Origin of the sequence: Micromonospora sp. MH99 (assembly GCF_021442385.1) — a bacterium.
Taxonomy (GTDB): domain Bacteria; phylum Actinomycetota; class Actinomycetes; order Mycobacteriales; family Micromonosporaceae; genus Micromonospora.
Genome location: NZ_MUZA01000003.1, coordinates 28,303 through 40,761 on the forward strand (window position 1 = coordinate 28,303; position 12,459 = coordinate 40,761).

Sequence of the window (12,459 nt, forward strand, 5' to 3'; positions counted from 1 at the left end):
TGGGTGGATGGAGCGTGCGTTGGTGACCGTCGGGCACGGGACCGCCGGCCGGGACCAGTTCGGGGCACTGCTGGCCGGCGCGGAGATCGCCCTGATCGTGGACGTGCGCCGCTACCCGGCCAGCCGGACCAACCCGGACGTCCGCCGGGAGGCCATGGAACGCTGGCTGCCCGAACAGGGCATCGGCTACCGCTGGGAGCCGCGCCTCGGCGGCCGCCGGCACGTCCGCGCCGGCGAGCCGGAACCGGACACCTGGTGGACTGTCGCGGCCTTTCGGGCGTACGCCGCGTACACGCGCACGCCCGACTTCGACACGGCCCTGGACGAGGTGCTGGCCGACGCCGCACTGCGAACCACAGCGGTGATGTGCAGTGAGAGCGTCTGGTGGCGCTGCCACCGGCGGCTGATCGCCGACGTCGCAGTGCTCGGCCGCGGGGTGCCGGTGTCGCACCTCATGCCGGACGGCCGGCTCAGCCCGCACCGGCCGGCCGAGGGCGCCCGCCGCCTGTCCGACGGGCGTCTGCTCTGGGCGGGCTGACTCAGTCGGCCAGGTCCTCCGCGAGCAGGTCCATCAGCAGCGCATCATGCCAGCGCCCGTCCGCCCCGCGCTCGTAGCGGCGCATGATGCCCACCGGCCGGAAGCCCACCTTCGCGTACGCCCGGATGGCCGCGCTGTTCGCCGCCGCCGGGTCGATGGTGAACCGGTGGTGGCCGTACTCGTCGATCAGGTGCCGGGCCAGGGTGCGGATGGCGTCCCCGCCCAGGCCCTCGCCGCGCGTCGCCGGGTCGAGGAAGATGTCCAGGCTGGCGTGCCGATAGTCCGGATCGGACTCGGCGTACCACTGGATCGCGCCGATCACCCGGCCGTCGTGCTCGATGGCGTACAGGGCGAGGTCGTCGTCGTTCAGGTCGGCCTGGACGGACGCGGCCAGGTCGTCGCCGCCGCGCCACCACCGGCGGACCTCCGGGTCGGCCCGGATGGCCGCGAGGGCCGGCACGTCCGCGACCGTCGCCGGTCGGAGGGTCACCGCACGCCCGCGCAGCACCGGCTCAGCCTCGGCTCTCGCCGTGCTCGACGCAGACCGCCGACCAGCCGACCGGCAGCACCTGCACCTTCATGCGGCGTCGGCATTGCGGGCAGTAGCGCGGCGGCTCCAGCGCGCGGGCCGCCGCGCACGACTCGTGCCCGGCTGTCGACGCGTCCTCGCCGCAGCGGTCACACCAGCGCTGCGCTGCCACAAGCTCGGTCACGTCGTCCTCACCGGTCAGCTCAGAGGGTCGCGGACAGGGCCTTGACCGGCATTTTCAGCTCGTCGAGCAGGTCGAGGTCGGCGGTCGCCGGCCGGCCCAGGGTCGTCAGGTAGTTGCCGACGATCACCGCGTTGATGCCGCCGAGCAGACCGTCGCGGGTGCCCAGGTCACCGAGGGTGATCTCCCGGCCGCCCGCGTACCGCAGGATCGTGCGCGGCATGGCCAGCCGGAACGCGGCGATGGCCCGCAGCGCGTCCTTGCCCTCGACCACCGGGCGGTCGCCGAGCGGGGTGCCGGGGCGCGGGTTGAGGAAGTTCAACGGCACCTCGTGCGGGTCGAGTTCGGCGAGCTGCGCGGCGAACTCCGCCCGCTGCTCGACGGTCTCGCCGAGGCCGAGGATGCCGCCGCAGCAGACCTCCATGCCGGAGTCGCGGACCATGCGCAGCGTCTCCCACCGCTCCTCCCACGAGTGGGTGGTGACCACGTTCGGGAAGTACGACCGGCAGGTCTCCAGGTTGTGGTTGTAGCGGTGCACACCCATGTCGACCAGGTCGTCGACCTGCTCCTGGGAGAGCATGCCCAGCGACGCGGCGACCTGGATGTCGACCTCGGCCTTGATGGCGGCGACGCCCTCGCGCATCTGCTTCATGAGCCGGTCGTCCGGGCCGCGCACGGCCGCCACGATGCAGAACTCGGTCGCCCCGGTCTTCGCGGTCTGCTTCGCGGCCTCGACAAGCGACGGGATGTCCAGCCAGACCGAGCGCACCGGGGAGGTGAACAGGCCCGACTGTGAGCAGAAGTGGCAGTCCTCCGGGCAGCCGCCGGTCTTCAGCGAGACGATGCCCTCGACCTCGACCTCCGGGCCGCACCACCGCATCCGCACCTCGTGGGCGAGCTGGAGGGCGGCGGGCAGGTGCTCGTCGGGCAGGTTCAGCACGGCGAGGACGCCGGCCTGGTCGAGGCCGACGCCGTCACCCAGGACCTGGGTGCGGGCCTGGTCGAGGATCTCTGGCATGGCTCGTACCCTACAAGGCCCCCGGTCGGGCGGGTACGACCTGCCGTCCGGTCGATCTGTGCCGGCCGAGCCAGCGCCGCAGCGGTGGTCACCTGTGGTGACGGACAATTGACGGTGCGTGGTGACGGTCGTCCCGAACTCCGATGGGCATCGACGTCCCGCCTCCGGTCGGCCCCCGGGTGCCGAGTGGATTCGCCGGGTCGGTGGTGGCGGGTGGTAATTTCGCCCGGCGGGTGTCGGCGTGACCGGCGCGGACGGCGGTGAAGGGGTGACGGTGGCGGACTGGCTGGCGGCGCTCGATCGCCGCGCGCAGTTGCGGGCGAAGGCCGGCCTGACCCGTCGGCTGCACCCGCGTCCCGCCGACGACCGGATGACCGACCTGGCCGGCAACGACTACCTCGGCCTGGCCACCCACCCGGAGGTCACCGCCGCCGCCACGGCGGCACTGTCGGCGTACGGGCTGGGAGCGACCGGGTCGCGGCTGGTGCGCGGCTCGACCGACGCGCACGAGGCCCTGGAGGTCGAGCTGGCGCAGTGGCTGGGCACCGACCGGGCTCTCGTCTTCTCCTCCGGATACCTGGCCAACCTCGGCGCGCTGCGGGCCCTCGTCCAGCCCCGGACCCTGCTCGTCTCGGACGCGCACAACCACGCGTCGCTGATCGACGGCTGCCGGATCTCCGGCGCGGAGACGGTGGTCAGCGCGCACGCCGACGTGACGGCGGTGGCCGCCGCTCTGGCGGTCGCGCCGGGACGCCCGGCGGTGGTGGTCACCGAGTCGGTCTTCTCGGTCGACGGCGACCTCGCTCCGCTGGCCGAGTTGCACGCGGTGGCCCGCCGCTACGGCGCTCTGCTGCTGGTCGACGACGCCCACGCGCTCGGCGTGACCGGTCCGTCCGGTGCCGGCGCGGTGGCTGCCGCCGGGCTGGCCGGCGAGCCGGACGTGGTGGTCACGGCCACCCTCTCCAAGGCGCTCGGCGGCGCGGGTGGGGTGGTCGCCGGCCCGGCCGAGTTCGTCCGGCACCTGGTCGAGACGGGCCGTACGTTCATCTTCGACACCGCGCTGCCGCCGGCCGTCGCGGCCGGTGTGCACGCCGCGCTGCGGCTGGCCCGGGCCGGCGACGATCTGCGCGCCGAACTGGCCGACCGGGTGGCGTTGGCGGTCGGTCGACTGGGCGCCGCCGGTTTGGCCGTTTCCGCGCCGGACGCCGCGGTGATCTCGGTGACGGCGCCTGGCCCGGAGGCGGCGACCGCCTGGGCCGCCGACTGCCGGGACCGGGGAGTCGCGGTGGGCTGCTTCCGGCCGCCCTCCACCCCGGACAGCCGCTCCCGGTTGCGCCTGACCGTCAGCGCCGGGGTGCCCCGGGCGGATTTCGAGCGGGCGCTGGACGTCATCGTGGAGTGTGCGCCGTGAGCGCGAGGAGTGAGCCGGGTTTGCGAGCCCCGCAGTCGCGAACCGAGTGTGCGCCGTGAGCGCGTGGGAGGGGCCGGTGCTGGTCACCGGCACCGACACCGAGGTGGGCAAGACCGTGGTCACCGCGGCGATCGCGGCGGCCGCGCAGGGGGCCGGCCTGCGGGTGGCGGTGGTCAAGCCGGGTCAGACGGGTACGGCCGGTGGGGAGCCGGGCGACGTGGACGTGGTCAACCGGCTGGCGGCCCCGGTGACCGGCCGTACGCTGGCGAGTTTCCCGGATCCGCTCGCCCCGCTGGCCGCTGCCCGGGTCGCGGACCTGCCGCCGCTGGAGCTGTACGCGGCGGTGGACGCCGTCCGCGAGGAGGCGGACAAGCACGACCTGGTCCTGGTCGAGGGGGCGGGTGGTCTGCTGGTGCCGATGGGGCTGCGGCCGTCCGGTGAGCCGTGGACGATGGCCGACCTGGCGGTGTCGCTCGGCGCCCCGGCGGTGGTGGTCACCCGCGCCGGTCTGGGCACGCTCAACCACACCGCGCTGACCCTGGAGGCGCTGGACCGCCGTGCGGTGCCGGCCGGCGTGGTGATCGGCGCGTGGCCGGGGTCGCCGGAGCTGGTGCACTGGACGAACCTCACCGACCTGGTGCCGAACCTGCTGGGCGCGGTGCCGGCCGGCGCCGGTGCGATGGACCCGGGGGTGTTCCGGCGGTCGGCGCCGGGTTGGCTCACTCCGGCGTTGCACGGTGTGCTCGACGACTGGCGGGTCTGGGCCGAGGAGAGTAGCTGAACACCTGACTTTCGTCGGTGTTCGCGCAGGTCGGGCGTGGGTAGCCTGGCCGCCGTGAGGATCCTGGACCGGTCGGTGCCCGGGCGTTGGCGGCGTCCGCTGCGGGACGTGCTGCTCTGGGCCGTGGTGGCCGCCCCGATCGCGGCGGCCCGGTTGAGCCCGCCGTACCCGCGTTTCGACGTGGCGCTGCTGCTCGGTTCGCTGGCGCTGCTGGCGGTCGCGGTGGCGTCGGCGCGGCGCTGGCCGTTGCTGGGGTTGCTGCTGGTGGTGCTCGGTTCGCTGGCGGACGGCAACTTCGTCTTCGCTATCCCGGTGTTCAGCTATCTGAGCGGGCGGCGCAGTGCGGGCGCCGCGCCGGCGGCCGTGTTGTTCGGCGTGATCGCCGTCGGCGGCACGGTGCTGAACCTGGGGTTGCTCGGCACCGGGGCGGCGACCTGGTTCCTGCTCGCTTCGGTGCTGCTGTTCGCCGGGGTGTTCCCGTGGCTGGTGGGCCGCTACCGGCGGCAGCAGCAGGCTCTGACCGACGCCGGCCGCCGGCACGTCGAGGCGCTGACGCGCGAGCGGCGGGGCGCCGCGGAGCGGATCCGGCTGCGGGAGCGGGCCCGCATCGCCGAGGAGATGCACGACTCGCTCGGTCACGACCTCAGCCTGATCGCGTTGCGGGCCGCCGCGTTGGAGCTTGCCGACGACATCGCCCCGGAGCACCGGACGGCGGTGGGGGAGCTGCGGGCCAGTGTCGCGGCGGCGACCGAGCGGCTGCACGGGATCATCGGGGTGCTGCGGGAGGAGGGCGGTCCGGCCGGCGTGCGCCCGGTGGGGGAGACGGTCGTCGACCTGGTGGTGGGGGCCCGCGAGGCCGGGATGGCGGTACGGCTGGACGGCCCGACCGACACCGTCGAGCTGCCCGGGTTGACCGGGTCCGCCGCCCATCAGGTGGTGCGGGAGGCCCTGACCAACGCGGCCCGGTACGCCCCGGGCGCGGCGGTGACCGTCACCCTCGCCCGGGACCCGAACGGGGTCGAGGTGCGGGTGCGTAACGCGCCGGCGCCGGCCGGCCCGCTGCCCCGACCGGCGTCCTCGGGGAGCGGTCTGCTCGCCCTCGCCGAGCGGGTACGGCTGGCCGGCGGCGTGCTGGACGCAGGCCCGTGCCCCGACGGTGGCTTCGCGGTGCGCGCCCGGCTGCCCCTGCCCGCCGAAGGGCACTCCGGCGCGGGACGGTCGGGCGTGCTCGTCGCGGTGGGCGCCCTGACCGATGGCACGTTCGACGGTGCCGTCCCGGTCCTCGGTGGCCCGGAACAGCCGGCCGACGCCGAGCGCCGGCTGCGCGAGGCTCGTCGCCGGGCGCGGCGCAGCCTGCTGACGGCGCTTGCCGCCCCGGCCGGTCTCGCGCTCGTCCTGTCATTGGTCTACTACTCGGTCGTCACGACGGGCACGGTGCTGGACGAGTCGACGTACGACCGGATGCGGCCCGGCACCGCGCGCGCCGACCTGCCCGGCCTGCCCCGCCGGCAGCTCGCCCCGCCCGTCGGAGGGTCGGCGCGGGGGTGCGAGTACTACACCGACGGCAACTTCCCCCTCGCCGAGCCGACGTGGCGGCTCTGCTTCACCGACGGTCGACTGACCAGCAAGGAGCGGATCGAGTAGTGGACACCGACATGGCCGCGCCGACCCCGGTCCGGGTGGTCCTCGCCGACGACGAGGCGATGATCCGGGCCGGCGTCCGGGCCATCCTCGCCGCCGATCCGGGGATCGAGGTGGTCGCCGAGGCCGGTGACGGGCGGGCCGCGGTGGAGCTGGTGCGCGCGCACCGACCCCAGGTGGCGGTGCTGGACATCCGGATGCCCCGGTTGGACGGGCTGGCCGCGGCGGCCGAGATCCGCCGGGTCGCGCCGGCCACCGCGACGCTCATGTTGACCACCTTCGGCGAGGACGACCACGTGGCCCGGGCGCTCGGGCACGGTGCGAGCGGGTTCCTGCTCAAGGCCGGCGACCCGCGCGAGCTGATCGCCGGGGTGCACGCGGTCGCCGACGGCGGGGCGTACCTGTCGCCGCGGGTGGCCCGGCGGGTGATCGAGCTGGGGGCCGGGCGGCTGGCCCGTCAGCCCGCCGCGCGGGACCGGACGGCCGGGCTGACCGAGCGGGAACGTGAGGTGCTGGCCCTGGTCGGGGCGGGGCTGTCCAACGCCGAGATCGCCCGCCGCCTGCACCTGGTGGAGGGCACCGTGAAGAGCTATCTGACCAGCATCTTCACCCGGCTGGACGTGCGTAACCGGGTGCAGGCGGCGATCCTCGCGTACGAGGCGGGGCTGGTCGAGCGCTGAGCGGGGGCCGCTGGCGGCCCCCGCTCACGGCCCCCGCTGGCGTGCCTCAGGCGTCGCGACGGCGCAGCGCGGTCCGACCGAGCAGCAGGGCGGCGCCCGCCCAACCGGCGAGCACCAGCAACCCGACCGCGCCCGGGTACGGCTCGGTGTCGCCCGCCATGAAGTGCCCACCGGCCACGCCGGGGAACGCGTCGGCGATCCGGTTCAGGACTGTGATGTCCGGCTCCTGCAGGGACAGCGGGACGATCATCAGGGTGGCGAAGAGCACGACGATCGTGAGCACCGCGCTGCGCAGTGCCGCGCCGAGGCCGAGCGCCAGGACGCTGACCAGGGCCAGATAGGTCGCCACCGCCACGATGTCGCCGATCGTGCCGGCGGTTGGCGCGCTGCCCCAGTCACCGAGCACCGGCCGGGCGACCAGGGCGCCGACACCGCCGAGCAGCAGTCCGAGGACGAAGGTGACGGCGCCGGCCACCACGGCCTTGGCCAGGAGCACCCGGCCGCGTGCCGGGGTGCACTGCAGGGTGGTCCGAATGGTGCCGCTGGTGAACTCGGTGGTGACGGCGAGCAGTCCCAGCGCCAGCACGGCGTACTGGGTCAGCTCGACCGCGTCAATCAGCACACTGCCGACGGCGACGATGCCGGGGTCGTCGGCCGGGTCGTCGTTGGTGTTGGCGTTGGCCGCGTAGATGGCGAGCTGGCCGGCGCTCGCGGCCATCAGGAGCAGCCCGGCCAGCATCGTCCACCAGGTGCTGCGCACCGAGACCAGCTTGGTCCACTCGGCGGCCACGGCGGCCCGGAAGGCGGCCGCCGCGCTGACCGCCGGGGCGGCGGTGGGGCTGCTGCCCACCATGGTCTGCGTGCTCATCGTGCGTCACCTCCGGTCGGGCCGCCGGCGTACTCGACGCTGTCGGCGGTCAGCTCCATGAACGCCTGCTCCAGCGACGCGCCGTGTGGGCTCAGCTCGTGCAACCGCACCCCCAGCTCGTACGCCAGATCGCCGATCCGGTCGACCGTGGTCCCGGTGACGGTCAGCTCGTCCGGGCCGGCCGGCTCGACTGTGGCGCCGTGCGCCGCGAGACGTGCGGCGAGGGTGGCGAGCCCGTCGGGGTGCGGGCTGCGGACCCGTACGGCGAGTCCACTGCCCGCGATGACGTCGCCGACCGGGGCGTCGGCGAGCAGTCGTCCCCGCCCGATCACCACGAGTTGGTCGGCGGTGAGCTGCATCTCGCTCATCAGGTGGCTGGAGACGAAGACCGTGCGGCCCTGCCCGGCCAGGGAGCGCAACAGCTGCCGGACCCAGCGCACCCCGTCCGGGTCGAGGCCGTTCACCGGCTCGTCGAACATCAGAACCGGCGGATCGCCGAGCAGCGCGCCCGCGATGCCGAGCCGCTGGCCCATGCCCAGGGAGAGGGTCCGGCCCGGCTTCCCGGCGGCCCGCCCGTCCAGCCCGACGGTGTCGAGCACCTCGTCGACCCGCCGGGTCGGAATGCCGTTGCTGCGGGCCATGGCCAGCAGGTGCGCGCGCCCGGACCGGGTGGGGTGGATGGCCCGGGCGTCGAGCAGGGCGCCCACCTCGTGCAGCGGTCGCCGCAGCTCCCGGTACGACCGGCCGTGCACGAGCGCCGTTCCGGCGGTGGGCCGGTCCAGGCCGAGGATCATCCGCATGGTGGTGGACTTGCCGGCGCCGTTGGGGCCGAGGAAACCGGTGACCCGGCCGGGTGCGATGTCGACGGTCAGCGCGTCGACCGCGACTGTCGCCCCGAACCGTTTCGTCAACCCACGTAATGTGATCATGCGCTGACGCTAGGCGTCCGCCACGTCGGTCCGCCGCGCCCGAACGGCACCACCCGACACTGACTTTCGTCAGGTCGCCCGGGTCAGCGGATGTAGTCCTCCAGTAGCGCCGGGGTGAGCCCGGCCCGGTGGATCGCCTTCAACGCCGCGAGGAGGTCGTCCATCAGCGCCGGCCGGAAGTGCATCAGCAGCACGTCGCCCGGTTGGACGACCTTCTCCGGGGTCTGGTAGCGCACCTTGCCCTCGTGGACGGTCTCGGACCAGTGCAGGACGGCCTTCGCGCCGCAGTCCCGCGCGGCGGTCAGCGTGGTGTTGTCGTACTCGCCGAACGGCGGGCGGAACAGGGTCGCCCGCTTGCCGAACAGCGCCTCCAGCTTGTCCGCCGCCCCGCAGATCTCCTGCTTCTGGTAGTCGTACGACCGGCCGGCCAGCGAGTTGTGCCGGATCGTGTGGTTCTCGACGACCCCGCCGGCCACCTGGATCTGCCGGAAGTAGACGTCGTGCTCCTCGGCCGCCGGCGAGTTCAGGAACATGGTGACCGGGATGTGCGCCCGCCAGATGAAGTCGGCCACCGCGGGCGGGCGAGCCAGCCCACCGTCGTCGATGGTGATGAAGGCGACCTTCTGGTCGGTCGGCAGGCGGTGCCAGAACGGGATCGCGCCGGTCGTGGTCAGCGCCACGGGCTGCGGCGGCGGCGCCTCGGGAAAGGTCGGCGCCTGGGACACGTACCAGTCCAGGCTTCCCGGGGCGGGCGGGGCCGACGGGGACGGCGAGGCCGACAGCGACGGCGAGGCCGACAGGCTGGATGCCGGGGCCGACGGGCTCGGCGGGGCCGCGGTGATCTGCCGGGCGTGGAACACGGGCCGGGCTGTGCAGGCACTCAGCGTCAACAGGGCGGCAAGCGTTGCGGCGGCGAGAATCCGACGAGCAGGGGTGACGGACACGCCCGGAAACATACCGAGCGGTTCTCGGCCCGGTCAGCCCGGTGCGACCGGTGGGCGCCGCACCACGAAGGCGTCCGGCATCCGGAAGGTGAGGTTGTCCGGGCACCACGGCGGCCGGACCACGCTCACCCCGTCGAGCAGGGGCGTCGCCTCGGCCACCACCACTGCCGCCTCCATCCGGGCGAGCACGTCGCCGACGCAGCGGTGCGCGCCCGCCCCGAACGCCAGGTGCCGGCGCGACCCGCGCTGCCCCGGGCGGAACTCGTCTGGGGCCTCGACGATCGCCGGGTCCCGGCCGGCGCGCGCCAGCCACAGCACGATGCTGGTGCCCGCCGGCACGGCGGTCCCACCCAGCGTGCCGTCCACCGCCGCGACGCGTCGCCACGTGACGATGGGCGGTTCGAGGCGCAGGCCCTCCTCGACGACGTCGGCCACCGCGACGTCGCCGGTGCGCAGGCCGGCGCGTACCGCCGGTTCGACGGCCAGCCGGTGCAGCAGCAGGGTGAGGAACTGCGAGGTGGTCTCCTGGCCGGCGACCAGCAGGAAGAAGAGCGTGCCGACCACCACGTCCGGCGGGTGGCCGGCCGCGCGCAGCTCGGCGGCCAGGCCGCCGCCGGTGGCCGCGAACTCCCGCAGTACGCCGTGGAAACGGCCCACCTCGGCGGCGAGCGCCAGCTGCCGGTCGCCGTCCAGGGGCGCCCAGAACAGCTCCAGCGCCGCCCGGGCGAACTCCTTGACCGCGCCGACCGGCGCGTCCGGCAACTCGACAAGCCGGGCCAGCACCAGCAGGGGCAGGTCGGCGGCGAGGTCCGCGTACAGGTCGACCGGAGCACCGGCGTCGAGCGCGGCGCGCAGCCGGGCCACCCGCTCCCGGACCAGAGCGCTGAGCCAGGGGCGCTGCGCCGCGACGCGGGTGGGGTGCAGCGCGTCCGCGACGATCGCCCGGATCTGCGGATGGCTGGCGGCGGAGTTGTTGGCGAGGGTCGGCGGCAACCGGAACCGGTGCCCGGCGAGCACCCGCAGCGCGGTCACCGGCATCGGGGTCACCGCGTCCAGGGCGTTGTCCGGCCGGTAGCGGACCGGGTCGGCGAGGACCTGCCGGACCAGGGCGTGCCGGGTGACGACGAGGTGACGGACACCGACGTGGTCGGCCACCTCGGCGACGTCCGGCCAGGGTGCCTCGACCTCGGACGCCCAGCCGGAGAACAGCACGTCGACACGCTAGCCGGCAGCCTTCGGCAGGCCGGCGCGCAACTGCCAGACGGTGGTGCGCTTCACCCGGACGCTCTCCAGGGCCTCCGGCACCGGCACGTCGTAGGTCGCCAACTCGTCGAAGCGGTCCCGGGGCAGAAACGCCCGGCCGGGATCACCGACCAGCGCCGGCGCCCCGGCCCGGGTGGCGCGCAGCAGGAACCGCAGCACCCGGCGGGCCATCGCCTCGCTGTAGAACACGTCCCCGGCGAGCACCACCTCGGCGTCGCCCGCGTCGCCGTCGAGGATGTCGCCGAACTCGGCGTCGACGCGTACCCCGTTGGCCTCGGCGTTGAGCGCGACGGCCGCGACGGCCAGTTCGTCCACCTCGACGGCCCGCACGGACGCCGCGCCGGCCCGGGCGGCGGCGATGGCCACCAGGCCGGAGCCGGAGGCGAGGTCGAGCACCCGGCGGCCGGCGACCAGCTCCGGGTGGTCGGTGACGTAGCGGGCGAGCGCCTGCCCGCCGGCCCACGCGAAGGCCCAGAACGGCGGCGGCCGGTCGCTGGAGAACTCGCCCTCGGTCAGCTCCCAGAGCCCGATCGGCTCGTCCGCCTGGTGCAGGCGCACCTCGGGAACGAAGGAGACCGGGGCGAGCCGGGCGTGCAGCCGGACGAAGGTGCTGGAGAGCTCGGACACCCGGCAATTCTCGCGCACCGGTCAGCCCCGCCGACGCACGGAGGCGGTCGAGGGAGTGGAGGTACGGGTGAAGGGTTCACCACTGTCGGTGAAATGACCCCCCGTGCTTGGCGTCCGGTGCGAAGACACCCCTCTGTCCGGCCCGCCCGATTTCTCCTAGCGTTTCCCTCCAGGGACGAGTAGGAGCGAGGTGGTGGTGATCGTGTGGCGGTACGCGCTGCGGCTCGGAGCGTTGGTTGCGGGCGTCGCCGGGGCGGTGCTGACCCTGGCCGCGCCGGCCCAGGCGGCCTTCGCCACCGAGATGAGCGGCCTGCCGGCCCGGTTCACCGCGGGAGGCCAGGTGCGCACGATCTCCGCCGTGGTCTCGCAGACGGACCGGCGCGGCGGATGCGCGAAGGTGCGCTGGTCGATGGTGCTGCGCGTACAGGGCATCCGGCTCGACCAGGTGAAGATGGACCGGGTGGAGGAGAGCGGCGACTTCCCGCTGGAGATCCGGACCGACGGTGACGTGGCCCGGCTGACCGATCGGCAACTCGACCCGGGCACGCTCTGCCCGGGCCGCACGGTCACCGCCCGCTACCGGGTGGCCTTCGCCGAGGACGTCACCCAGGGGCGGGTCACTCTCGCCGCCGAGGCGTACGACGCCAACCTGCGCCTGTTGGCCCGCCAGAGTGCAACCCGGTCGGTGGTGGGGGCGGGGGCCGGGCCGACCCGTACGCCGACACCGACGCCGAGCGCGACGGCTGCCGAGCCCAGCGACCCGCCGAGCGAGCCGGCGCCGGAGAGCGCCCCGGCCGACGAACCGGTCGCCGACCAGAGCGTCGACGCCGCGCCGCCGGCCGCTGGCCGACCGGTCTCGCAGGCCGGTGGGTTCGGCATCGTGCAGGCCGCGTTTTTGCTCGGTGGGCTGCTGCTCTCGCTCGGGGTGGGGTTGCTGCTGCGGCTGCGTCACCTGACCCGGGCCACCACCGACGCCGAGGATCCGCCGGTGGACCGGCTCTGGGAGCGGCAGGCGCCGGCGGACCGTTGGCGACCGGCCCGTCGCTGAC

Annotated in this window: 14 protein-coding genes; 6 read left to right on the forward strand and 8 right to left on the reverse strand. The window is 74.6% G+C overall.

Annotated elements, in window-relative coordinates; translation table 11 throughout:
• Window positions 1-7: 7 nt before the first annotated feature.
• Window positions 8-538 (forward strand): DUF488 family protein, encoded by a 531-nt coding sequence (locus B0E54_RS02435; RefSeq protein ID WP_234581584.1) that lies wholly within the window; start codon window positions 8-10, stop codon window positions 536-538.
• A gap of 1 nt (window position 539) precedes the next feature.
• Here the strand turns inward: B0E54_RS02435 and B0E54_RS02440 are convergent, their stop codons facing one another.
• Genes B0E54_RS02440 through bioB form a run of 3 tightly spaced genes read right to left on the reverse strand, consistent with a single transcriptional unit; the run spans window position 540 to window position 2,266 of the window.
• The gene (locus B0E54_RS02440) at window positions 540-1,046 is read right to left on the reverse strand and encodes a GNAT family N-acetyltransferase (RefSeq protein ID WP_234581585.1); all 507 of its coding nucleotides are present in this window, start codon (window positions 1,044-1,046) and stop codon (window positions 540-542) included.
• 4 nt (window positions 1,047-1,050) lie between these two features.
• Window positions 1,051-1,269 (reverse strand): hypothetical protein, encoded by a 219-nt coding sequence (locus tag B0E54_RS02445; RefSeq protein ID WP_308195329.1) that lies wholly within the window; start codon window positions 1,267-1,269, stop codon window positions 1,051-1,053.
• A gap of 1 nt (window position 1,270) precedes the next feature.
• Complete coding sequence (gene bioB / locus B0E54_RS02450) at window positions 1,271-2,266, reverse strand: biotin synthase BioB (RefSeq protein ID WP_234581587.1); 996 nt, start codon at window positions 2,264-2,266, stop codon at window positions 1,271-1,273.
• 274 nt (window positions 2,267-2,540) lie between these two features.
• On the opposite strand from bioB, the gene B0E54_RS02455 reads away from it, so the two are divergent.
• The 4 genes from B0E54_RS02455 to B0E54_RS02470 all read left to right on the forward strand — a co-directional run bounded on the left by B0E54_RS02455 (window position 2,541) and on the right by B0E54_RS02470 (window position 6,779).
• A complete protein-coding gene (locus B0E54_RS02455) occupies window positions 2,541-3,677 on the forward strand; it encodes an 8-amino-7-oxononanoate synthase (protein ID WP_234581706.1) in 1,137 nt (378 codons plus the stop codon).
• Between the two features lie 76 nt (window positions 3,678-3,753).
• Window positions 3,754-4,458, forward strand: coding sequence for a dethiobiotin synthase (gene bioD, locus B0E54_RS02460; protein ID WP_234581707.1), 705 nt, complete (start codon window positions 3,754-3,756; stop codon window positions 4,456-4,458).
• Window positions 4,459-4,512: 54 nt separating this feature from the next.
• On the forward strand, window positions 4,513-6,102 hold the full coding sequence (locus tag B0E54_RS02465) for a sensor histidine kinase (protein WP_234581588.1): 1,590 nt from the start codon (window positions 4,513-4,515) through the stop codon (window positions 6,100-6,102).
• 11 nt (window positions 6,103-6,113) lie between these two features.
• A complete protein-coding gene (locus tag B0E54_RS02470; protein ID WP_234581708.1) occupies window positions 6,114-6,779 on the forward strand; it encodes a response regulator transcription factor in 666 nt (221 codons plus the stop codon).
• Between the two features lie 46 nt (window positions 6,780-6,825).
• Here the strand turns inward: B0E54_RS02470 and B0E54_RS02475 are convergent, their stop codons facing one another.
• The 5 genes from B0E54_RS02475 to B0E54_RS02495 all read right to left on the reverse strand — a co-directional run bounded on the left by B0E54_RS02475 (window position 6,826) and on the right by B0E54_RS02495 (window position 11,410).
• Window positions 6,826-7,647 (reverse strand): ABC transporter permease subunit, encoded by an 822-nt coding sequence (locus B0E54_RS02475; protein ID WP_234581589.1) that lies wholly within the window; start codon window positions 7,645-7,647, stop codon window positions 6,826-6,828.
• Window positions 7,644-8,576: an ABC transporter ATP-binding protein gene (locus B0E54_RS02480; protein WP_234581590.1), complete on the reverse strand. Its 933-nt coding sequence runs from the start codon at window positions 8,574-8,576 to the stop codon at window positions 7,644-7,646. Before B0E54_RS02480 ends, B0E54_RS02475 begins: the two co-directional genes overlap by 4 nt.
• Window positions 8,577-8,659: 83 nt before the next feature.
• Window positions 8,660-9,520, reverse strand: coding sequence for a polysaccharide deacetylase family protein (locus B0E54_RS02485; protein ID WP_234581591.1), 861 nt, complete (start codon window positions 9,518-9,520; stop codon window positions 8,660-8,662).
• Window positions 9,521-9,553: 33 nt separating this feature from the next.
• The gene (locus B0E54_RS02490; RefSeq protein WP_234581592.1) at window positions 9,554-10,732 is read right to left on the reverse strand and encodes a cytochrome P450; all 1,179 of its coding nucleotides are present in this window, start codon (window positions 10,730-10,732) and stop codon (window positions 9,554-9,556) included.
• 9 nt (window positions 10,733-10,741) lie between these two features.
• On the reverse strand, window positions 10,742-11,410 hold the full coding sequence (locus B0E54_RS02495; protein ID WP_234581593.1) for a methyltransferase: 669 nt from the start codon (window positions 11,408-11,410) through the stop codon (window positions 10,742-10,744).
• Window positions 11,411-11,603: 193 nt separating this feature from the next.
• Between B0E54_RS02495 and B0E54_RS02500 the strand changes: the two genes are divergently transcribed.
• Window positions 11,604-12,458 (forward strand): hypothetical protein, encoded by an 855-nt coding sequence (locus tag B0E54_RS02500; RefSeq protein ID WP_234581594.1) that lies wholly within the window; start codon window positions 11,604-11,606, stop codon window positions 12,456-12,458.
• The last annotated feature ends 1 nt before the right edge of the window (window position 12,459 follow it).

What these genes read in the sequence shown, in the direction of transcription:
- B0E54_RS02435 (WP_234581584.1), top strand. Translation starts at nt 8, where the DNA reads ATGGAGCGTGCGTTGGTGACCGTCGGGCACGGGACCGCCGGCCGGGAC.
- B0E54_RS02470 (WP_234581708.1), top strand. Translation starts at nt 6,114, where the DNA reads ATGGCCGCGCCGACCCCGGTCCGGGTGGTCCTCGCCGACGACGAGGCG.
- bioB (WP_234581587.1), bottom strand. Translation starts at nt 2,266, where the DNA reads ATGCCAGAGATCCTCGACCAGGCCCGCACCCAGGTCCTGGGTGACGGC.
- B0E54_RS02475 (WP_234581589.1), bottom strand. Translation starts at nt 7,647, where the DNA reads ATGAGCACGCAGACCATGGTGGGCAGCAGCCCCACCGCCGCCCCGGCG.
- B0E54_RS02480 (WP_234581590.1), bottom strand. Translation starts at nt 8,576, where the DNA reads ATGATCACATTACGTGGGTTGACGAAACGGTTCGGGGCGACAGTCGCG.